16 protein-coding genes are annotated in these 20629 nt (G+C 60.5%); 5 read left to right on the top strand and 11 right to left on the bottom strand.

Annotation, left to right across the window (positions count from 1 at the left end; all coding sequences use genetic code 11):
- Positions 1 to 20: 20 nt before the first annotated feature.
- The 4 genes from JH25_RS02685 to copC form a co-directional block, all read right to left on the bottom strand.
- On the bottom strand, positions 21 to 839 hold the full coding sequence (locus tag JH25_RS02685; protein ID WP_032880497.1) for an NAD-dependent epimerase/dehydratase family protein: 819 nt from the start codon (positions 837 to 839) through the stop codon (positions 21 to 23).
- A gap of 170 nt (positions 840 to 1009) precedes the next feature.
- Positions 1010 to 2272, bottom strand: coding sequence for an OprD family porin (locus JH25_RS02680; protein WP_032880499.1), 1263 nt, complete (start codon positions 2270 to 2272; stop codon positions 1010 to 1012).
- 261 nt (positions 2273 to 2533) lie between these two features.
- Positions 2534 to 3391, bottom strand: coding sequence for a copper homeostasis membrane protein CopD (copD, locus tag JH25_RS02675; RefSeq protein WP_032880501.1), 858 nt, complete (start codon positions 3389 to 3391; stop codon positions 2534 to 2536).
- A gap of 3 nt (positions 3392 to 3394) precedes the next feature.
- Complete coding sequence (gene copC / locus JH25_RS02670) at positions 3395 to 3760, bottom strand: copper homeostasis periplasmic binding protein CopC (RefSeq protein WP_032880503.1); 366 nt, start codon at positions 3758 to 3760, stop codon at positions 3395 to 3397.
- A gap of 116 nt (positions 3761 to 3876) precedes the next feature.
- On the opposite strand from copC, the gene JH25_RS02665 reads away from it, so the two are divergent.
- On the top strand, positions 3877 to 4497 hold the full coding sequence (locus JH25_RS02665; protein ID WP_005789320.1) for a TetR/AcrR family transcriptional regulator: 621 nt from the start codon (positions 3877 to 3879) through the stop codon (positions 4495 to 4497).
- Between the two features lie 598 nt (positions 4498 to 5095).
- Here the strand turns inward: JH25_RS02665 and preA are convergent.
- The 3 genes from preA to hydA form a co-directional block, all read right to left on the bottom strand.
- Entirely contained in the window at positions 5096 to 6370 is a 1275-nt protein-coding gene (preA, locus tag JH25_RS02660) for an NAD-dependent dihydropyrimidine dehydrogenase subunit PreA (RefSeq protein WP_032880504.1), read from the bottom strand.
- The gene (locus JH25_RS02655; protein ID WP_032880506.1) at positions 6370 to 7737 is read right to left on the bottom strand and encodes an NAD(P)-dependent oxidoreductase; all 1368 of its coding nucleotides are present in this window, start codon (positions 7735 to 7737) and stop codon (positions 6370 to 6372) included. Before JH25_RS02655 ends, preA begins: the two co-directional genes overlap by 1 nt.
- A gap of 158 nt (positions 7738 to 7895) precedes the next feature.
- Positions 7896 to 9335 (bottom strand): dihydropyrimidinase, encoded by a 1440-nt coding sequence (gene hydA / locus JH25_RS02650; protein ID WP_005789316.1) that lies wholly within the window; start codon positions 9333 to 9335, stop codon positions 7896 to 7898.
- Between the two features lie 593 nt (positions 9336 to 9928).
- Here hydA and JH25_RS02645 point away from each other — a divergent pair.
- Entirely contained in the window at positions 9929 to 11416 is a 1488-nt protein-coding gene (locus tag JH25_RS02645; protein WP_005789314.1) for an NCS1 family nucleobase:cation symporter-1, read from the top strand.
- Between the two features lie 152 nt (positions 11417 to 11568).
- Positions 11569 to 12840 (top strand): Zn-dependent hydrolase, encoded by a 1272-nt coding sequence (locus JH25_RS02640; RefSeq protein WP_032880508.1) that lies wholly within the window; start codon positions 11569 to 11571, stop codon positions 12838 to 12840.
- A 243-nt stretch (positions 12841 to 13083) separates the two neighbouring features.
- On the opposite strand, the gene JH25_RS02635 is transcribed toward JH25_RS02640, so the two are convergent.
- From JH25_RS02635 to JH25_RS02625, 3 genes are read right to left on the bottom strand one after another with little or no spacing between them, the layout of a single operon-like run.
- Positions 13084 to 14502, bottom strand: coding sequence for an efflux transporter outer membrane subunit (locus JH25_RS02635; RefSeq protein WP_032880510.1), 1419 nt, complete (start codon positions 14500 to 14502; stop codon positions 13084 to 13086).
- Positions 14486 to 15655, bottom strand: a complete 1170-nt coding sequence (locus tag JH25_RS02630) for an efflux RND transporter periplasmic adaptor subunit (RefSeq protein WP_032880511.1) — start codon at positions 15653 to 15655, stop codon at positions 14486 to 14488. The genes JH25_RS02635 and JH25_RS02630 overlap by 17 nt, the downstream gene beginning before the upstream one ends.
- The gene (locus JH25_RS02625; protein ID WP_032880513.1) at positions 15645 to 18866 is read right to left on the bottom strand and encodes an efflux RND transporter permease subunit; all 3222 of its coding nucleotides are present in this window, start codon (positions 18864 to 18866) and stop codon (positions 15645 to 15647) included. Before JH25_RS02625 ends, JH25_RS02630 begins: the two co-directional genes overlap by 11 nt.
- Positions 18867 to 19070: 204 nt before the next feature.
- Here JH25_RS02625 and JH25_RS02620 point away from each other — a divergent pair, with 204 nt between their 5' ends.
- A complete protein-coding gene (locus JH25_RS02620; RefSeq protein ID WP_005789306.1) occupies positions 19071 to 19481 on the top strand; it encodes a PA0061/PA0062 family lipoprotein in 411 nt (136 codons plus the stop codon).
- Here the strand turns inward: JH25_RS02620 and JH25_RS28795 are convergent.
- Positions 19478 to 19639: a hypothetical protein gene (locus tag JH25_RS28795; RefSeq protein WP_005789305.1), complete on the bottom strand. Its 162-nt coding sequence runs from the start codon at positions 19637 to 19639 to the stop codon at positions 19478 to 19480. The two genes, JH25_RS02620 and JH25_RS28795, sit on opposite strands and share 4 nt — an antisense overlap.
- A gap of 210 nt (positions 19640 to 19849) precedes the next feature.
- Here JH25_RS28795 and JH25_RS02615 point away from each other — a divergent pair, with 210 nt between their 5' ends.
- A complete protein-coding gene (locus tag JH25_RS02615; RefSeq protein ID WP_032880515.1) occupies positions 19850 to 20512 on the top strand; it encodes a peptidase C39 family protein in 663 nt (220 codons plus the stop codon).
- Positions 20513 to 20629 lie beyond the last annotated feature (117 nt).

A 20629-nucleotide genomic window follows, 5' to 3' on the forward strand; every position in this document is an offset into this window, starting at 1 on the left:
TCCTTTGGGTTGCTGTGCACTCAGTCACCGAACGGGCCTGCCGCGCAGAACGCGCCGCCCTGATAAATCCTTGCCGGGTCATCATCTGCGACCGGCGGCTGGGCCTCGACCTGGGCGCGGAACACTTCGGAGCTGTCCTTGGGCGCAAAGCCCAGGTGTGCGGCGTAGCGGTTGTCCCACCAGGTGTCGAGGTTGGCCGACATGCCGTAGACCACGGTATGGCCGACATCGGGCGTGTACAGCGCGCGTTCGAGTAGTTGGGTCAGGTCGTCGAAGCTCAACCACGTGTGCATCATCCGGCGGTTCTGCGGCTGCGGGAACGAGGAGCCGATGCGGATGCTCACCGTCTGGATGCCATAACGGTCAAAGTAGAAACTGGCCATGTCTTCGCCGTAGGACTTGGACAGGCCGTAGTAGCTGTCCGGGCGGCGTGGGGAGTGGGCGTCGAGTTGTTCACCCTGTTTATAGAAACCGATCACATGGTTGGAGCTGGCGAAGATCACACGCTTTACGCCATGGCGACGTGCGGCCTCGTAGATATGGAAGATGCCGCTGATATTGGCGCCGAGCACTTCTTCGAACGAGCGCTCTACCGATACGCCACCAAAATGCAGGATGGCGTCGACGCCTTCTACCAATTGGTGCACGGCTTGCTTGTCGGACAGGTCGCAGGTTTGCACTTCTTCGCGGGCATCGATGGCGGGAGCCATGTCGGCGATATCCGACAGGCGCAGGACCTTGGCGTAAGGGCGCATACGTTCGCGCAAAACTTTACCGAGGCCACCGGCGGCGCCGGTGAGCAGCAGGCGGTTAAACGGAGCAGGGGTTGTGGTGGTCATGGGCGTTCCAGATTTTTGTTGTAGGTTGTCGTATGACTATATGGAAATAGTGTTAGGGATTCTTGGTGTTGTCAACGTCCTTCCAGGCGCATGAGATCAAAGGTGGGAGCTGGCAAGCCAGCTTCCACATGGATGTGTGACACCTTTGAGATCGAGTTCGACCCTGGAACTTACAACAACGAAATCGGATAGCTGATGAAAATCCGGTTCTCATCAAACTCGTTATTGCTGAAGTCGCGCCGCATTGTCGAATTGCGCCACTTCACATTGAGGTTTTTCAGTGCACCACTTTGCACCGTATACGCCAGTTCCGACTCACGTCCCCATTCCTTGCCATCGGTGATCGCTGCGGTGTGCACGTTACTGCCGCTGATATAGCGGTTCATCAGGGTCAGCCCTGGCACGCCGAGTACGACAAAGTTGAAGTCATGGCGCACCTGCCAGGATTTTTCCCTGGCATTGTCATAGCTGGAGTTGTAGCTGTCGTTGGCCAGCGTGCCGCCGCTGGTGCCGTTGATGCGCATCCATACACTGTCGCCGGTGAGTTTTTGCAGGCCGACGTAGAAGGTGTGGCCGTTGTATTTGGCCGAGAGCAGGGCGAACACGGTCTTGTTGTCGAGGTCGCCGGCCAAGGCGCTGCCGTCTTCCTTGCCGTTGAAGAAGCCAAGGTTGGCGCCCAGGGTCCAGTCGCCCACCGGCTGGCTGTGGGTGAGGTTCAGATACTGTTGCTGGTAGATATCAGTGAGTTCGGCGTACCACAGGCCGACCTGGGTGCGCTTGTCGTTGAAGGTATATTCGCCCCCGCCGAAGTTGAAGCGGTCCGAGGTGAACGCAGCTTTGCCGTTCATGAACATGTCTTCCATGCTCGCGTCGTTGCGTGGGCTGTTGCCGCGAAACTGGCCGCCGTAGAGGGTCAGACCGGCGATCTCATTGGACGTGACCTGGCCGCCGCGAAAGGTCTGGGGCAGAGAGCGGCCATCATCGGAACGCAGGATCGGCAGCACTGGCATCCACTCGCCAAGTTTGAGCTCGGTCTTGGACAGCCTGGTTTTCAGCGCGACCCCAAGGCGTCCGAAATTGTCGGCAGGACGGCCATCGTCATGCACCGGCAGCAGTTGAGTACCGGCAGTGCCTTTGCCGCCATCGAGCTTTTGCGAATACAGGCCCAATACATCAATCCCGAACCCGACAGTGCCTTGGGTAAAGCCGGATTTGGCGTCGAGAATGAAGTTTTGCGTCCACTCTTCGGCCTTGCCCTGAGGGTTGCCGGGGTTGGTGAAGTTGCGGTTGAAGTAGGCGTTGCGCAGGTTGAGCGTGGCCTTGGCGTCGTCGATAAAACCTTCGGCTTGAACGCACAGGGGCAGGGTGACGGCCAGGCTAGCGAGGCTGATAAGGCCCAGGCGTGCAGAGCAATTGCGGGCGAATTGACTCACAGTGAGGCTCCCTTTCTTTTGTTGTTTTTATTATTTGTTATACGTCGTCGTACAACATTGAGCGGGATATTTGCGGGGTTTTCGGGGTGTGTCAAGCAGAAGTTATACGATGACTGTGTATGACCTGATCTAAAGCGGGCAGGGTCAATGTGGGAGGGGGCTTGCTCCCGATAGCAGTGTGTCAGTCACAGATGATCTGACTGATACACCGCTATCGGGAGCAAGCCCCCTCCCACATTTGATTGAGTTAAACCTGGTTTTTTATACCGCTAAAACCATCGGAGGCAGGGTGCCAAGGAGTGAAACGGCGGCTACTGCGCAGACCCCCAGCAGCCATTCCATCATCACGCTGGCTTTCAAACTGCCCAAGCGCTGTTCGCAGCGTTCGATACGCAACCGGTTCAGCAGCGCCAACCCCAACATCCCCGCCACCAACCCCACCTTGATCAGCAGGATCAAGGCAAACCCATTGAACAGTGGCGTGGGCCACAGTTGCCCGGTGAGCACGCGCACATTGATCAAACCGGTTACCAGCAAGCCGGCGACGAGGCCGTAACCCACGCCGCTGAAGCGCCGCAAAATCGGCTCCAGCCGGTACTCTTGCGCGTGCCTGAGGATCAGCACCAGCACCAGCAACCCACCCAGCCAGGCCCCCACGCAGAGCAGATGCACCACTTGGTTGAGGATCAGCAATTGCCCACTCAGCCCGTCGAGCATGGCGCCATGGCCCACCGGCGCGAGGGTCGCCAGCAGCAGGGTGATCAATGGCAAACGCAAGGCTGGCCAGGGTTTGATCAGCACGATTACCAGCAGAACATTCAGCAGCAGATGCCAGGTCCATACCTGGCCGAAAAAGGTCTTGCCCAGCACCAATTGCACGGTGGCCGGTTGCAGCGCCGCGTCCCAACTGCCGGCCATGCTGGCGGTGATCAGCAGTAGCCACGCCACGCCGGAGCCAAGCCCCAGCCAGGCCAGGCCACGGGTGATGCATAGCAGTTGCCGGTCCAGAGCCGGTTGTACCTGGGCGCCGAGCAGCCAGGGCCGGAGCACGCAAGCCCCGAACATCAGCAGCACGACGATAAAATGCAGGAAACGGCACAGCACCAGCAGGGTTGCCATGGGTTACTGGCCGACCTTGAAGCTGTATTTACCGCTGCTCTTGTGGGTGTCGACCGACACTGCATTCCACACCACTTTGTAATTGCCGCTCGCGAGCGGGGCGGCAGGGGTCACGACCAGGACTTTCTTGTCCGCGTCCGGGGTTTCCAGGCCCTTGATGGCGATTTCAGTGCCGTCCTTGCTCAGGGACACCTTGGTGAAGGTGGCTTCGACGCCTTCGGTGAAGGTCAGGCGCAGGTCTTTCGGCGCGGCGACGCTGCTGTTGGCCGCAGGTTCTGCGCTCTTGAGGTGGGCATGGGCAAATGCCGCCGAGGCGCCCAGCAGGGAGGTGAGCAGGGCGAGGGTGGTCAGGGCTTTCTTGATCAACATTGTTCAATACCAATCAATGGGTAGGAGCGGGCAGTGTACGAAGTTTCGGCTTGGCCTGTCGCCCCGATCTAGAGCTGGTGGTAGTCTTTAACCCGTGTTGTTGTCAGGGAGCCCTTATGGGCAATCACAAGATCGGAATCCGTCGGGTTAACGTCGAGAAAATCCTGCTGGCGGCGGAAAAAGTCTTCGCTGAAAAAGGCTACGGCAGCACCGCCATGGCCGACATCGCCGAAGAGGTGCAACTGCCGCGTTCCAACCTGCATTATTACTTCACCACCAAGAGCGAGCTGTACAGCGCGGTGCTGTTCGACCTGCTGGAGCTGTGGAAGCAGGATGCCCTGAGCTTCGAAACCTTCGATGATCCGCGGGTGGTGCTCAGCAGCTACATCCGCGCCAAGATGCAGCGCTCGCGTACGCGGCCGTATGGCTCCAAGGTCTGGGCCAATGAAATCATCCACGGTGCGCCCACGCTCGGTGAGGCCCTGGATGAAAGCCTGTACGACTGGGCCAAGATGAAGGAAGCGAAGATTCGCCAGTGGGTGCAAGACAAACGCATCCTGCCGGTGGAACCGTCGAGCCTGCTCTACATGATCTGGGCCTCGACCCAGCACTATGCCGACTTTGATCACCAGGTGAAGATTTTGAATGATCACCAGCCGTTGTCGGATATGCAGTTCGAAAAGGCGATTCAGACGGTTACCAGTGTGATTTTGCGGGGGATCGGGTTGGAGCCTTGAGCCCTGTGGTGAGGCTGAGGGGCCCATCGCAGCATGGGTATCTACACAACTTCGTAGCAGTCACCAGTAACCACGATGCGAAGCGAGCCGCTCTTGATCTTGATCTGCTTTTGATCTCAGGCGCCCCGTTAAACCACGCTGGCCGGAATTCGACAGGGATTTGGGGGGTAAAACGGCAGGGATGCCGGTTTAGCCGCCCCGCGCCATGGATGGCGCGTGGCGGCGGCCCCCCAAATCCATGGCGGATTACGGGCACACCGAGCCTGGGCGAGGTGCCGAGTGGTGGGGCAAGAGCGTTTTGGTTACTTTTGCGCTTTTTTCAAAAGTGACCCGCTGTAAGAGCGGAACCAATAGTGGCCGTTACCTAAATAACGGATATGTACTCGGTTTGATCCGGCATCCTGGTCGGCCCTAAGGCCGCCATCGGGAGCAAGTCGAATCGTCGCACCGCCCCTCCCACAGGGACAGCGCCATACCAGAAGTTGTGTAGATACCCATGCCCATCGCAGGCAAGCCAGCTCCCACATTCGACTGCATTCCTTCAGACAAAATGCGGTCAACTGTGGGAGCTGGCTTGCCTGCGATAACGGTCTAAAGGCTACACAGCTTCCCGATACGGATTACGCGGATCTTGCGTCCAATTCAAAAATGGCTTGCCAGTGTCCATCGGCACCATCTCGATGCAGTCCGCCACCGGGCAGGTGATCTGGCACAAGTTGCAGCCCACGCACTCATCATCAATCACTTCATACTTATGCGTGCCGTCCGCCTGTTTCAAACTGGCGATCGCCTGGTGTGAAGTGTCCTCACAGGCAATGTGACAACGCCCACAACCGATACACGCCGCCTGATCGATCCTGGCGATCACCTGGTAGTTGATATCCAGGTACTTCCAATCCGTGGTGTTACCCACGGCCCGCCCGGAAAAGTCCTGCAGGCTGGTGTAACCCTGGCTGTCCATCCACCGCGACAGGCCGTCCTTCATCTCGTCCACAATCCTGAAGCCATGCAGCATCGCCGCCGTGCACACCTGCACTGCGCCACAGCCCAGGGCGACGAATTCCGCTGCATCGCGCCAGTTGCCGATACCGCCGATGCCGCAGATCGGCAAGCCCTGGGTCTGCGGGTCACGAGCGATTTCGGCGACCATGTTCAGGGCGATCGGCTTGACCGCCGAACCGCAGTAACCGCCGTGGGTACTCTGGGTGCCGACCACCGGCAGGGCGACCATGCGCTCCAAATCCACGCTGGTGATGGAATTGATGGTGTTGATCAAGGACACCGCGTCCGCGCCGCCGCGATACGCTGCCCGCGCCGCCACGCGGATGTCGGTGATGTTGGGCGTGAGCTTGACGATCACCGGCAGCGAGCAATATGTCTTGCACCAGCGCGTCACTTGTTCCACATACTCCGGCACCTGGCCGACCGCTGCGCCCATGCCACGTTCGGGCATCCCGTGGGGGCAGCCGAAATTCAACTCGATGCCGTCGCAGCCGGTCGCCTCCACCAGAGGCAGGATGTTTTTCCAGGACTCCTCAACACATGGCACCATCAGCGATACGATCAGTGCACGGTCAGGCCAGTCCTTTTTCACCTGGGTGATTTCCCGCAGGTTGATCTCCAGTGAGCGGTCGGTGATCAGTTCGATATTGTTGATGCCCAGCACTTCACGATTCGCCCCGAAATGCGCCGAGTAGCGTGACGACACGTTCACCGCCGCCGGGTCTTCGCCCAGGGTTTTCCACACCACGCCACCCCAGCCGGCTTCGAACGCACGGACCACGTTGTAGGCTTTGTCGGTGGGCGGCGCGGAGGCCAGCCAGAACGGATTGGGGGCTTTGATACCGGCGAATACAATCGAGAGATCGGCCATTACGCAGCCTCCACATTCAGCATGAGTTGGGCGTGCATGGCCTCGGCGGCCAGCTTGCCGTGTTGCACGGCCTGCACGGTGAGGTCCTGGCCAAGGCTGACGCAATCGCCGCCGGCATACACGCCGGGGATACTGGTACGCAGCTGTTCATCGACAAAGATGCGCTCGCCCACGCGGTGCAGTTGCTGGGCCAGCAGGTCGTGCAGTGCGTCGTTGTCAAAGCCTTGGCCGATGGCCTTGAAGATCGCATCGGCGGCCAGTTCGAAGGTTTCCCCCGTCGGTAGCAAGCGACCATTTTCCAGGTGGGTGCGGGCCAGGCGCATACCGCGTACGCGGCCCTGGTCGTCGAGCAACACTTCGTCGGGTTGGGCCCAGGTCAGCAGCCGCACTTGATTGGCCTTGGCAATGTCTTGTTCGTGTTGGGTCGCGCCCATGTCCGCCAGGCCACGGCGGTACACAAGGTTTACCTCGCGGGCACCGAGGCGGGCCATTTGCACGGCCATGTCGATGGCGGTATTGCCCGCGCCGAGCACGATGCAGCGGTCGGCCAGGGGCAGTTGGGTGAGGTCATCGGCCTGGCGCAGCTCGCGGATGTAGTCGGTGGCGGCGAGCAGGCCGGGGGCGTCTTCGTGGGCCAAGCCGAGCTGTTTGCTGGCCGCCAGGCCGAGGCCGAGGAACACCGAATCGAATTGCTGATGCAGTTCGCTCAAGGTCAGATTGTCGCCCAGGCGCTGGCCATGGCGGATTTCGATGCCGCCTACTTGCAGAAGGAAATCCAGTTCTTTCTGAGCAAAATCATCCACCAGCTTGTACTTGGCGATCCCGTATTCATTCAGGCCGCCGGCTTTCTCCTGCGCTTCGAAAACCACCACGTCATGGCCGTGCAACGCGGCGCGGTGGGCGCAGGCCAACCCCGCCGGCCCGGCGCCGACCACGGCGATGCGTTTACCGGTGGGCGCGGCGCGCTGGAACGGGTGTTCGCTGAAGTGCGCGTTGTCGATGGCGTAGCGTTGCAACAAACCGATCAGCACCGGCGCGCATTCTTCGGCGTTGTTACGCACGCAGGCTTGCTGGCACAGGATCTCCGTGGGGCAAACCCGAGCGCAACTGCCGCCGAGGATGTTGGCCGAGAGGATTTTCTGCGCAGCGCCTTGCACGTTCTCGGTGTGGATATTGCGGATGAACGACGGGATGTCGATCTCGCTGGGGCATGCGTTCACGCACGGCGCGTCGTAACAGTACAGGCAGCGCGAGGCTTCCAGATGCGCTTGCCGGGCGTTGAGCGGCGGTGCCAGGTCGCTGAACTGGCTGGCGAGGGTGGCCGCGTCATCACGGGGGTGGGGAAGGTGGGTCAGGGTCTGGATCACGGTATTGGCCTCACGGTTATTGAGGTGCTGCCTCTGATGGGCATTGGTTTTTGTGTTGATTGTTCGGGCCTCATCGGGAGCAAGTCGAATCGTCGCACCGCCCCTCCCACATTGGAATGCGTTCCACTGTGGGAGGGGGCTTGCTCCCGATAGCGGGTTCAGCGGTTCACAGCCACTGGTTTGGAAAGCGCTGCCCGCTTGCTCAACTGCTCGAACACTGAGGGATACGCCGGCCGCTCCACATAGCGCCCGGCACCCCGTTCTGCGCGCAGGTCGCCATCGGCCCAGACCAGCTTGCCCTGGCTGATGGTGTGGCTCGGCACGCCGCGCACGGTCTTGCCTTCGAAGATGTTGAAGTCGACCTGCTGGTGGTGGGTCTTGGCCGAAATGGTTCGCGTGCCTTCAGGGTCCCAGAGCACCAGGTCGGCATCCGCCCCGACGCGAATCGCGCCTTTACGGGGGTAGAGGTTGAAGATTTTCGCCGTGTTGGTGGAGGTCAGCGCAACGAACGCCTGCATCGACAGGCGCCCCGTGTTGACGCCTTCGTGCCACAGCAGCGCCATGCGGTCTTCGATACCGGCGGTGCCGTTGGGGATCTTGCTGAAGTCGTCACGCCCGGCGGCTTTTTGCTCGGCGCAGAAGCAGCAGTGGTCAGTCGCGGTGGTGTGCAGGTTGCCCGATTGCAGGCCGTGCCACAGGGCCTCCTGATGCCCGCGCGGACGGAACGGCGGGCTCATGACATAGCCGGCGGCGGTCTGCCAATCCGGGTGCTGGTAGACGCTGTCGTCCAGCAGCAAGTGGCCGGCGAGTACTTCACCGTACACCGCCTGGCCCTTGCCCCGAGCGTAGGTGATTTCATCCAGCGCCTCTTTGGTCGACACATGTACCAGGTACAGCGGCGTGCCGATGGTCTCGGCAATTCGTATTGCGCGGCTGGCCGCTTCGCCTTCCACCTGGGACGGGCGCGACAGCGGATGGGCTTCCGGTCCGGTGATGCCCTGGGCCATCAGCTTGCGTTGCAGGTGATACACCAGCTCGCCGTTTTCCGCATGAACGGTGGGCACCGCGCCCAGTTCCAGGCAGCGTTCGAAGCTGGCGACCAAGGTATCGTCAGCGGCCATGATTGCGTTCTTGTAAGCCATGAAATGCTTGAAGCTGTTGATGCCGTGATGGCTGACCAGTTCGGCCATTTCCTCGCGTACCTGCTCGCTCCACCAGGTGATCGCTACATGGAAGCCATAGTCGGATGCGGACTTTTCTGCCCAGCCGCGCCACTGGTGGAAGGCTTCCATCAACGATTGCTGCGGGTTGGGAATCACAAAGTCGATGATCGACGTGGTACCACCGGCCAAGCCTGCGGCCGTACCACTGAAAAAGTCTTCGCTGGCCACGGTGCCCATGAAGGGCAGTTGCATATGGGTGTGGGGATCGATGCCGCCCGGCATCAAGTATTGGCCGCTGCCATCGAGTATTTCAGTGCCGGCGGGAATATCCAGATCGGTGCCAATGGCCCGAATTAGACCGCCTGCGCATAACACATCGGCGCGGTAACTTTCATCATGGGTAATAACGGTTGCGCCACGGATCAACAGCGACATGTCGAGTTCCTCACAGGCTTGACCGGCTTATGCCAGTTCTAAGTGTTGTAATACTGCCGGTCGATGGAGGATTAATTCCTGTCATCGGTGACAGGAATAGAAACTAGCCCGAGTTTTTCGATTGGGCAAGAAGATTTTTCTTAAGCTTATAATTAAATTAAGTGGCTGAATTAAAAGAGAAAAATAACAAAATCACCAAAATGTAGCGAGCGCTCACCATTTTGACGCACTTGACAGCTTCTGTTTTTGAGCAACATTTCTTATTGCAAATCAGACGCTTGAGATATGCCTCTTGACGGCACTGAAAAATAAAAATAATTGTGTTGCACCAGATTGAGACCTGACGGTTCGAACAACTTGCGCAATGGCTGGCCCCAATAGCGCGGCAAGTAACCCAGGCTCACTCGGAAAGCTGATAAACATCAGCATGTTATATAAGTGGTGCGGGTTCAGCAGCCGTTGTCGGCACGGTAATTGAGTGCAAAGGCAATTGGTCGGGGCCCGAGATGTCATGTTGTTTATGCGGTACTCCGGCCTCCTGTACACAGCGTGCAGGTGAGCAAAAATAATTTTAAAAAAACCGTGGAGCGGCCATGCAACAGAACAGATCGCAAGTCATCGAGCGCAACGGCCTGTACGAACTCGACGCCGGCCCCGACGTCCTCGACAGCCCTCGCTACAACCATGACATGGCACCCACCAAGGTGCATGAGCGCACCTGGAACAAATGGCACATCACCGCATTGTGGGTCGGTATGTCGATTTGCGTGCCGACCTACACCCTGGGCGGGGTACTCACCGCGTATTTCGGCTTGTCGGTGGGCGAGGCGCTGATAGCGATCCTGCTGGCCAATATCGTGGTGTTGATCCCGCTGACGCTCAACGCATTTCCCGGCACCAAGTACGGCATCCCGTTTCCGGTGCTGTTGCGCTCGTCATTCGGCATTCTCGGTTCCAACGTGCCGTGCCTGATTCGCGCGTTGGTGGCCTGCGGCTGGTTCGGGATCCAGACGATGTTTGGCGGGTTGGCGATTCACCTGTTTCTCGGTTCGATTTTCGAGGGTTGGAAGTCGCTGGGTGGCACCGGTGAAGTGATTGGCTTCATGATTTTCTGGTGCCTGAACCTGTGGGTGGTGTTGCGCGGTGCCGAGTCGATCAAGCGCCTGGAAACCCTGTCGGCGCCGTTGCTGGTGGCGGTAGGTATCGGCCTGCTGGTGTGGGCGATGCCGAATGTGTCCCTCAGCGAGCTGATGGCGATCCCACCCAAGCGCCCTGAAGGCGCAAGCCTCACCGGCTATTTCATGGCGGGTCTGACCGCGATGGTAGGCTTCTGGGCCACCTTGTCGCTGAACATTCCCGACTTCAGCCGCTACGCCAAGAGCCAGAAAGACCAGATCCTCGGGCAGATCTTCGGCCTGCCGCTGACCATGTTCCTGTTCGCCGCCCTCGGCGTGATCATGACCGCCGCCTCGGTGAAACTGGTGGGCGTCAGCGTCTCCGACCCGGTGACCCTGATCGGCCATATCCAGAGCCCGGTGTGGGTGGCAGTGGCGATGGCGCTGATCATCGTCGCCACCTTGTCCACCAACACGGCGGCGAACATCGTTTCGCCCACCAACGACTTCCAGAACATCGCGCCCAAGCTGATCAACCGCACCACCGCGGTGATCCTGACCGGGCTGGTAGGGCTGGCGCTGATGGCCCATGAGCTGCTGAAAAAGCTTGGGTTGATCGTTTCCGATGTCAGCCTGGAGACCGTTTACTCCAATTGGTTGCTCGGCTATTCGAGCCTGCTGGGCCCGATTGCCGGGATCATGGTGGTGGACTACTTCATCACCCGCAAACAGCAACTGGACCTGGCAGGACTTTACCGTGATGACGTGTACCCGGCGTGGAACTGGAGTGGTTTCATCGCCTTTGGCGTGCCGGTGGTGCTGACCCTGTTGTCGCTGGGCAGCGATGCGTTCAGTTGGTTTTACAGCTATGGCTGGTTTACCGGTTCGGCGTTGGGCGGGGTGTTGTATTACGGGCTCAATGCCAAGCGCGGTATTAACCCGGCCGTAGCCAAATCATCCTTGTGAACGCGGTCAATGTGGGGGGGCTTGCCCCCGATGGCGATGTATCAGTCACGCATATATCGAGTCGGCCACTGCTATCGGGAGCAAGCCCCCTCCCACATTGGACCGCGTGCCACCTGTTCCAATCATAAGAAATACAGCCTGAGGAGATCCCCATGAACGCTGCCCTCGACGTTCTGCAATCGACCCATCAGCACATCAACCGCGACCGCCTGTGGCAGTCGCTGATGGACCTGGCCAGGCTCGGCGCCACCCCCAAGGGCGGGGTGTGTCGCCTGGCCCTTACCGACCTTGACCGCAAGGCCCGCGATCTCTTCGTGCAGTGGTGCGAAGAGGCCGGCTGTACCGTGAGCATCGACGGTATCGGCAATATCTTCGCCCGCCGTCCAGGGCGCAACGCGGACCTGCCGCCGGTGATGACCGGCAGCCATATCGATACCCAGCCAACCGGCGGCAAGTTCGACGGTTGCTTCGGTGTACTGGCGGGGGTGGAAGTGTTGCGCACCCTTAACGACCTCAAGATTGAAACCGAGGCGCCGTTGGAAGTGGTGGTGTGGACCAACGAGGAAGGTTCGCGGTTTCCACCGTGCATGATGGGCTCCGGCGTGTTCGCCGAAAAATTCAGCCTGGCCGATACCCTGGCCAAGGTCGATGCGGACGGCGTCAGCGTCGGCGATGCGTTGAATGCCATCGGCTATGCCGGGACCCGCCCCGAGAGTGGGCATAAGGTTGGCGCCTATTTCGAGGCGCACATCGAGCAAGGGCCGATTCTTGAGGATGAAAAGAAAACCATCGGCGTGGTACTCGGCGCCCTCGGACAAAAGTGGTTCGACCTCAAACTGCGCGGTGTCGAGGCGCACGCCGGCCCGACGCCGATGCACCTGCGCAAGGATGCCCTGGTGGGCGCAGCGGTGGTGGTGGCGGCGGTGAATGCGGCGGCGCTGGGGCATCAGCCGCACGCCTGTGGCACGGTGGGTTGCCTGCAAGCGTATCCAGGGTCGCGCAACGTGATTCCGGGGGAGGTACGCATGACCCTGGATTTCCGTCATTTAGAGCCAGCACGGCTGGACTCGATGATTGCCCAGGTGCGCCAGGTGATTGAGGACACTTGTGCCAAACATGGGCTGAGTTACGAGATGGAACCCACCGCCGACTTCCCGCCGCTGTACTTCGACAAAGGCTGCGTCGACGCCGTGCGCGATGCGGCCAATGGGTTGGGCCTGTCGAATATGGACATTGTCAGCGGGGCAGGGCACGACGCAATCTTCGTCGCCGAGCTTGGCCCGGCGGGGATGATCTTCGTGCCGTGTGAAGGTGGCATCAGCCATAACGAAATCGAAAATGCCGCGCCGGATGATCTGGCGGCGGGGTGTGCGGTGTTGTTGCGCGCCATGGTGGCAGCTTCAGCAGCTATCGCCAGTGGTTGAAAATGTGGGAGGGGGCTTGCTCCCGATGACGGTGTGTCAGTCAATTTGTCCGTCGCTGACCCGCCGCTATCGGGAGCAAACCCCCTCCCACAGGGGGCCGCGGTGTTCATACATAGTGTGTCTGGCGCGGAACCAGTGTGGGAAGGTGGGCAGCTCCTCCCACAGAGGGGGCATGTTCATACAGGTTGTGTCTGGCGCAGGACCAGTGTGGGAGGGGGCTTGCTCCCGATTGCGGTATTGACGTCAGGCGCCAGGTTGCCAGCCACCGCCGAGTGCGGTCAAAAGCCCCACACTTGCCACCAGCTGCCGCGTCTGTACGGCCTGTAATGTGCGCTGCGCCTGTAGCGCCGCAGTTTGTGCGGTGACCACATCCAGATAACTCACCGCCCCCGCCTGATAGCTGTTCATCGCCAACGCCTGGGTATGTTGCGCCGCCCGCGCCGCCGCCTGTTCATCCTGGGCTTGCTGCTGCAAGTCCCTCAGTTGCCCCAGGTTGTCCTCTACCTCTCGTACGGCTTGCAACACATGGCTACGGTATTGCGCCGACGCCTCTTCAAACTCGGCCTTGGCCTGGCGCTCATTGGCACTCAACCGCCCGCCATCAAAGATCGGCAGGCTCACCAACGGCCCCAACGCCCAATATCGATTGCCAGCTGACAGCAGATTCCCGACGCCTTGCGTCTGCCCGCCTATCAACCCGGTCAGGCTGAAATCCGGATACCACGCTGCCTTGGCTACGCCGATATTTGCGTTGGCCGCAAACACCCGGCGTTCAGCCGCGGCAATGTCCGGGCGACGTTGCAGCAAGTGGCTTGGCAACTGCGATGGAATCCTTGGCAAGGCCATCAACTGCGGGCTGCGCGGCAATGAAAAGTCACTGGCCGCCACGCCCACCAACTCGCCGATTGCATGCTCGGTCAGGTTGCGTTGCCCACGCACCTCATCCAGTTGCGCCTTGGCCTCGGCCAGTTGATTTTGCGCGCGGGTCAGGTCCAGTTCCGAGGCAATCTGGCCTTCGTAGCGACTGCGCGTCAGTTGCAGCGCCTGGCTGAAATCCTCCAGCGAGCTGTCGAGTATTCGGCTCTGTGCATCCAGGCCATTGAGTTGCACATATAACGTCGTCAACTGCCGTTGCAGGCTTAGGCGCGCCACCGCCAAGTCATCGCCTGACGCTTGCGCCTGAGCGTCGCCGGCCGCGACCTGATTGCGGATCTTGCCCCACAGGTCCAGGTCGTAGCTCAACGAAAACCCGGCAATGTTGCTGTTGTACACCGACGGCTGCGTTGTGCCGCGCAACGGTCTCGCGTCCGATTGCCGTTGGCGCTGCGGCTGTGCGCTGGCGCTGATTTGCGGGAACAGCCCGGCGTGCAACTGGCTGGCATACGCCTGGGAGGCATCGAAGTGCGCCAGTGCCGCAGCCAGGTCCGGGTTGCTGTTGAGCAATTGCTGCTGCAGCTTGTTCAACGTTGGATCGTTATAGAGTTGCCACCACTGGGTCACCAACTGATCGGACGGTTGCGCGCTGTGCCATGGGCCGTCGCTGGTCTGTTCGCGGTAGTGGGCGGGCAGGTCAATCGATGGCGCGGTATAGGTCGGTGCCATTGAGCAACCCTGCAACGCCAGCAGTATCAACGCCGCGAGCGGTTTAAGCCTTGGGCGCATGGGCACCTCCGGCGGCGTCGGCCAGTTGCACCGGGTCGCCTTCGCGCAAGGCATCGGGCGGGTTGTCGATGATGTGGTCGGTGGCTTTCAAACCCTGGTCGATCACCAGGCGCTCGCCCAGGTCCAGACCGATGTGGATGTCTTGCAGGTGCACATGATTCTGCCCATCCAACACCGCCACTTGCGTACCCTGGGCGCGGAAGATCAAGGCGCTGGCCGGGATGCTCACGCCGTGAGTATCGGCCGGAATCGGCAGGCTGGCTTCGGCGTAGTCGCCCGGTAGCAATTCACCGCTGGGGTTGTCGACGACGAACTGGGCGAGCAGGGTGCCGGAGCGGCGGTCGATGGCGGTGGAGTCACCGATCAGGCGCGCCTTGAAGTGTTCGCCTGGGTGCTCAGGCACCGTCAACTCGGCTTCCAGGCCCGGATGGATCACTGCCGCGTAGTTCTGCGGCACCGGCACATACAGGCGCAGTTGGTGGGTGTCGGCCAGGGTGAACAGCGCCAGATCGCTGTCGGTATCGGCTTTGATCAACTGACCGATATCGGTATGCCGCGCAGTGATGGTGCCAGCGAATGGCGCACGCAGGGTTTTGTAGCCCTCCAATGCTGACAAGCGAGCGTAGTCCGCTGCGCCAGCCTCGGCATTGGCTGTGGTCGCGGCGGCGTTCGAGGTTTTTTCATCGGCTTCCTGACGCGACACCGAATGGCTCGCCAACAGGTGTTGCCAGCGCGTGGCAGTGGTGGCTGCCAGACGTGCATTGGCCTGTTCCTGAATCAGCCGTGCGTGAGTCTGCGCCAGTTGCTGGTCGAGGTCAGGGCTGTCGATTTCGGCGAGGATTTGCCCGGCCTTGACCTGCGTGCCCATATCCACTTTCCAGTCTTTCAGATAGCCGCTGACCCGCGCATGGATCGGCGCTGTGCTCCAGGCTTCCAGGTGCGCCGGCAAGCGCAGCGTATCGCCGGCAGTGTTCTGTTGGGGTTGGAACACCATCACTTGGGGAATGGCCGCCGTTTCGGTCCAGGCAGCGACAGATCGCTCGTGCAGCGTGCGGGCGTGCAAGCCGCTGGCGACCAGCAGGGCAGCGAGGGTCAGGCCGCCGACACCCATCAGCATCAGACGCTTGCGCGAGGGTTTGTGATCAGACGACATGGGGCGTTTCTCCAGCAATTGCGCGAGTAGGGTGACGGCCGTGGACCAGGCTGAAGACCACGGGTACAAACAACAGAGTGGCGATGGTGGCGAAGATCAAACCGCCGATAACGGCGCGACCCAGCGGCGCGTTTTGCTCCTCGGACAGCGCCAGGGGCAACATGCCGATGATCATTGCCAGGGCGGTCATGCACACTGGGCGAAAGCGCGTGTAACCGGCTTCCATGGCGGCTTTCAACGCGTCGCCATGTTCGGCGAGGCGTTCACGGCAGAAGCTCACCACCAGGATCGAGTTGGCGGTGGCCACGCCCATGCACAGGATGGCGCCGGTGAGCGCCGGGACCGATAACGAGGTGCCGCTGAGGAACAGCATCCACACGATCCCCGCCAGTGCGGCCGGTAACGCCGTGATGATCACAAAGGGGTCGGCCCAGGACTGGAAGTTGACCACGATCAGCAAGTAGATCAGCACCACGGCGCCGAGCAGCCCCAAGCTCAAACCACTGAACGCCTCATGCAGCGCATCGATTTGCCCGTGCAGGCTGATGGTCGCGCCTTTGGGACGCATGGATGCAGTGTCGTCCAGCACTTTTTGCACATCACGGGCCACGCCGCCCAGGTCGCGACCTTGTACGTTGGCATACAGGTCCAGGGTCGGTTCGATGTTGTAGTGGGTGACCACCGCCGGGCTTTGTACGCGGGAGATGGTCGCCACGCCCCCGAGGATTTGCGATTGGCCATTGGCACCGGTCACCGGTAGGGCCTCCAGTGATGGCAGGCTGTCGAGACGGTACTGCGGGGTGGCGGCGACGATGGAATAGGACACGCCATTGGCCGGGTTGAGCCAGAAGGTCGGTGCCACCTGGGAGCTGCCGGCCAGGGAGGCGACCATGCTGTTGGTGACGTCTTTTTCGGTAATGCCCAAGCCGTTGGCGCGCAGGCGGTCGACATTGACCTGCAAGGAGGGGTAACCGGTGGACTGCTGGATATGCAGGTCTGCAATGCCTGGTACGTGTTGCAAGCGTCGTTCGAGTTCTACGGCGTAAGCGCGGTTTTCTGCATCGCTGCGCCCGGAGATTTTCACATCCAGCGGGGCCGGCGCGCCGAAGTTGAGAATCTGGCTGCTGATGTCTGCCGGCAGGAACGCAAAGTGGCTGCCGGGGAAACTTTGCGGCAGGGCTTCACGCAGTTTTTTCACGTAGTCGGCGGTGGGGGCGTGGTGCTTATTCAGGGTGACCTGGATATCGCCATCCTGAGGGCCGATGGTGCCGCTGCTGCTGTAGGCCATGTCGATACCGCTGAGCGGGATGCCGATATTGTCGACGATGGTGTCGAGTTCGTCGGCGGGGATGACCTCGCGAATGCGTGCTTCGATGCGATCGAACGCAGCGGCGCTTTCCTCGATTCGCGTGCCCAGCGGCAAGCGCACATGCAGCGCGAGGGCACCGGCATCGGTGGCCGGGAAAAAGTCCTGGCCCAGGCTCGGCAGCAACGCGAATGAGGCGATTACGCAGGCCAGGAAGCCGACAATGAAGCGCTTTCGCGCCCCCAGCGCCAACGTCAGCAAGCCATGGTAAGTGTCACGGATATTGGAGAAGTGACGCTCAAAGCCCTGTTGGAAATTCAGCACCGATTGCAGCAACGCATTGCGCGGTTTCGCGTGTTGCTCACCCTCATGATGGTTGATGAATTGATCTTCGGGATGATGCCCCACGCCTTGCTCCGGCGTATGCGGCTTGAGCAGGAACATCGCCAGCGTCGGCACCAGGGTGCGCGAGAGGATGAACGAACTGGCCATGGCAAAGATCACCGCCAGCGCCATTGGCCGGAACAGATAACCGGCGATGCCTTGCAGCAAAAACATCGGCACAAACACGATGCAGATGCACAGCAGCGAGACAAACGCCGGGCCGACGATTTGCGCGGCACCTTCGAGGATCGCAGTGTTCACCGCCTTGCCTTGTTCCAGGTGCCAGTTGATGTTTTCGATGGTCACTGTGGCGTCGTCCACCAGAATCCCCACCGCCAACGCCAGCCCGCCGAGAGTCATCACGTTGAGGGTTTGCCCGCTGACCGCCAGCAGCGCGATGGCCGAGAGCACCGCCAGCGGAATCGACGCGGCGATGATCAAGGTCGAGCGCCAACTGCCGAGAAACAACAGGATCATCGCACTGGTGAGCAGCGCGGCAATGATGCCTTCCTGGGCTACGCTGCCCACCGATTGCTTGACGAACACCGAGGCATCACCCAGCAGTGAGGTTTTCAGTGAAGGCGGCAGGGTTTCGTTGATGCGTGGCAGCATCTGGCGGATGCCGTCGATGATCGACAGGGTAGAGATGCTGCCGTTCTTCAACGCCGGCATCAGCACCGCGCGATGGCCGTCGACGCGCACGATGTTGGTTTGTGGCGGCGAACCGTCGCGCACATGGGCGACCTGGCCGATGGTGATGATTGCGCCGTCGACTGTTTTGATCGGCAGGTCATTGAGTTCATCAATGGCCTTGGGGCTGTTGTTGAGCAGGATCGTGTATTCGTTGGAACCCAGCTTGGCGGTGCCCACCGGGATGATCTGGTTCTGCAAAGCCAGGGCATTGCCGACGTCCTGGGCCGACAAGCCCTTGGCAGCCAGGGCCTGGGGGTCGAGGTCGAGGGTGATCTGACGCTGCTTGCCGCCCATCGGCGTGGGCATGGCCAGGCCGGGCAGCGCGCTCAGGGGCAGGCGGATGTTGTTCTGCACCAGGTCGCGGATCCTGGCTTCCGAAAGGCTCGGGCTGGAGAACGCCATTTGCAGGATCGGCACCGTGGAGGCGCTGTAGTTGAGGATCAGCGGCGGCGTGATGCCCGGTGGCATCTGCTTGAGCACGGTTTGCGACACCGCTGTGACCTGGGCGTTGGCGGTGCGGATATCGACGCCGGGCTGGAAGAAGATCTTGACGATACCCATGCCGGGCAGTGATTGCGATTCGATATGTTCGATGTCGTTGACGGTGGTGCTCAAGGAGCGTTCATAGGTGTAGATCACCCGCCCGGCCATGGCGTCCGGGGACAGGCCGTTGTACTGCCAGACCACCGCGACCACGGGTATGCCGATATCGGGAAACACATCAGTGGGCGTACGCAGGGCCGCCATGGGCCCGATGATGCAGATGAATATGGCCAACACGATAAACGTGTACGGCTTTTGCAGTGCGGTCTTTACCAGCCCGAGCATGCGTGAGTCTCCGAGAAGAGCAGGATTGCAAACCCCGGCAGTCTTGCCCGACCCACCTAACACGCACCTTTCAGCCAGGTGAAGGAAGATTTAGGTAATGGCTGAAGATCGTTTCATTGGTATTCATTTGTTCTGCAAACGCCGGCTCTTCAAGCTTGCCAGCCATCGGATACGTCTTTTTTTGATGTTCTTTGGAGCCCTGCCATGTCACTGAAAACCCTGTTGTTGATACCTATGCTGAGCGTTGTTGTGTTGCTCTCGGCCTGCGCCGGCCCGCTGCCCAAGGCCGACCCGAGCCAAGCCTGGATCGGCCTGAAAGAGGAAGCGCCAAATGACCTGATGGCCGAGCGGGTGGACGGTAAACGCGTCGATGACGGGCGCTACTTTGAAGTCAGCCCCGGTGACCATCGGCTGGACGTGACCTTGTTTGAAGACGAACCCGGCGACGACAACCAGCAAGACTGCCAGGGCCGGGTGGAATACAAACACTTCAAGGCGGGTGAGCATTACACACTGGAAGAGTCGAGCCTGGGCACCACCGTGCGTGCATCCCTCAAGGACGGGCACGGCAAGGAAATCGCCGCCACCCAAGACTTCAATTGCATGCCTGGCTAGGCGTGATGAGCCGTCGCCTTGGGAGGCTTGGCGGGCGCGGCAGGTTTGACGTGGGGGTGATGATGCCGGCGAGTCACGCGCATGACCCCCCACAACATGGCCGCGGCCACTGCCAACCAACCACAGATCAACAGAAAAATTGTCGTCGCAAGGCTCATTCGGGCCTCCTTTCGCCCACTTGGGGCACACACAGTCTTCTCAATGGACAGTCTAGCTACCTGGCGGTTGCCTGCTATTGACCAATGGTCGTGTCTGTCCAACTTGTTTGCTCTATCGCGGGTGCTTTACTGATGTGCCAGGCTATACCCGCGCTCAAGAGCATCCTATGATCAGGGCCCTCACTGCCCGTTGATCAAGAGAGTAAAACATTGCGCTTACGCTCGAACCTTAAAACATCCATCTTGCTGGCTTGTGCCCTGGGGTTAACGGCTTGTTCCAGCCAACCGTCGAAGCTGTCCGGCCTGCCGGAGCGCGTTGAACTCAACGGCGTGCCGACCTTTCGCAGCGAGGCCTATCAGAGCGGTCCTACGGCACTTGCCAGTATGCTGTCGCAACAAGGCATTGTCATGACACCGGGGTTGCTGGACAAGCCGCTGCGCCTGCCGGGTGCTGAGGCGAACCTCGAACGCAACATGCAGGTGCTGGCGCGCGAATACGGGCTGATGGTGTACCCACTGGACGCCAAGCTGACCGCGGTGCTGGCGCAGGTGGCGGCGGGTTACCCGGTGATGGCGCGAATCAATTCCAGCTTCTGGTCCGGAGCGCGTTATGTCGTGGTGGTGGGGTTCAACCAGCAGAAGAGCACGGTGTTGTTGCGCTCTGGAAACGAGCGCCGATTGATTATGGAATTCAGCGACTTCGAGTCGGCGTGGAAGAGCGCGGGGCACTGGGCTATCCTCACCCAGCGGCCGAGCCAATTACCGGCCAATGTGGATGCGCAGCGCTGGCGTGATGCGGCGAATGCAACAGGCCAGGCGGGGCAGGAAGGGGCAGCGGCCCAAGCGCTCAAAGTGTTGGCAGAACGCAAATAAAAATGTGGGAGGGGGCTTGCTCCCGATAGCGGTTGATCAGGATAAGTTTTATAGCCTGGCACACCGCCATCGGGAGCAAGCCCCCTCCCACATTGGGCCTGCTTATTTCAATAAGAT

The organism is Pseudomonas sp. BRG-100 (assembly GCF_000737955.1).
GTDB classification, from domain to species: domain Bacteria; phylum Pseudomonadota; class Gammaproteobacteria; order Pseudomonadales; family Pseudomonadaceae; genus Aquipseudomonas; species Aquipseudomonas synxantha_A.

Coding starts and splice junctions, on each gene's coding strand:
- JH25_RS02685 (WP_032880497.1), bottom strand. CDS start 839: ATGACCACCACAACCCCTGCTCCGTTTAACCGCCTGCTGCTCACCGGC.
- copD (WP_032880501.1), bottom strand. CDS start 3,391: ATGGCAACCCTGCTGGTGCTGTGCCGTTTCCTGCATTTTATCGTCGTG.
- copC (WP_032880503.1), bottom strand. CDS start 3,760: ATGTTGATCAAGAAAGCCCTGACCACCCTCGCCCTGCTCACCTCCCTG.
- JH25_RS02665 (WP_005789320.1), top strand. CDS start 3,877: ATGGGCAATCACAAGATCGGAATCCGTCGGGTTAACGTCGAGAAAATC.
- preA (WP_032880504.1), bottom strand. CDS start 6,370: ATGGCCGATCTCTCGATTGTATTCGCCGGTATCAAAGCCCCCAATCCG.
- hydA (WP_005789316.1), bottom strand. CDS start 9,335: ATGTCGCTGTTGATCCGTGGCGCAACCGTTATTACCCATGATGAAAGT.
- JH25_RS02645 (WP_005789314.1), top strand. CDS start 9,929: ATGCAACAGAACAGATCGCAAGTCATCGAGCGCAACGGCCTGTACGAA.
- JH25_RS02640 (WP_032880508.1), top strand. CDS start 11,569: ATGAACGCTGCCCTCGACGTTCTGCAATCGACCCATCAGCACATCAAC.
- JH25_RS02635 (WP_032880510.1), bottom strand. CDS start 14,502: ATGCGCCCAAGGCTTAAACCGCTCGCGGCGTTGATACTGCTGGCGTTG.
- JH25_RS02630 (WP_032880511.1), bottom strand. CDS start 15,655: ATGTCGTCTGATCACAAACCCTCGCGCAAGCGTCTGATGCTGATGGGT.
- JH25_RS02625 (WP_032880513.1), bottom strand. CDS start 18,866: ATGCTCGGGCTGGTAAAGACCGCACTGCAAAAGCCGTACACGTTTATC.
- JH25_RS02620 (WP_005789306.1), top strand. CDS start 19,071: ATGTCACTGAAAACCCTGTTGTTGATACCTATGCTGAGCGTTGTTGTG.
- JH25_RS28795 (WP_005789305.1), bottom strand. CDS start 19,639: ATGAGCCTTGCGACGACAATTTTTCTGTTGATCTGTGGTTGGTTGGCA.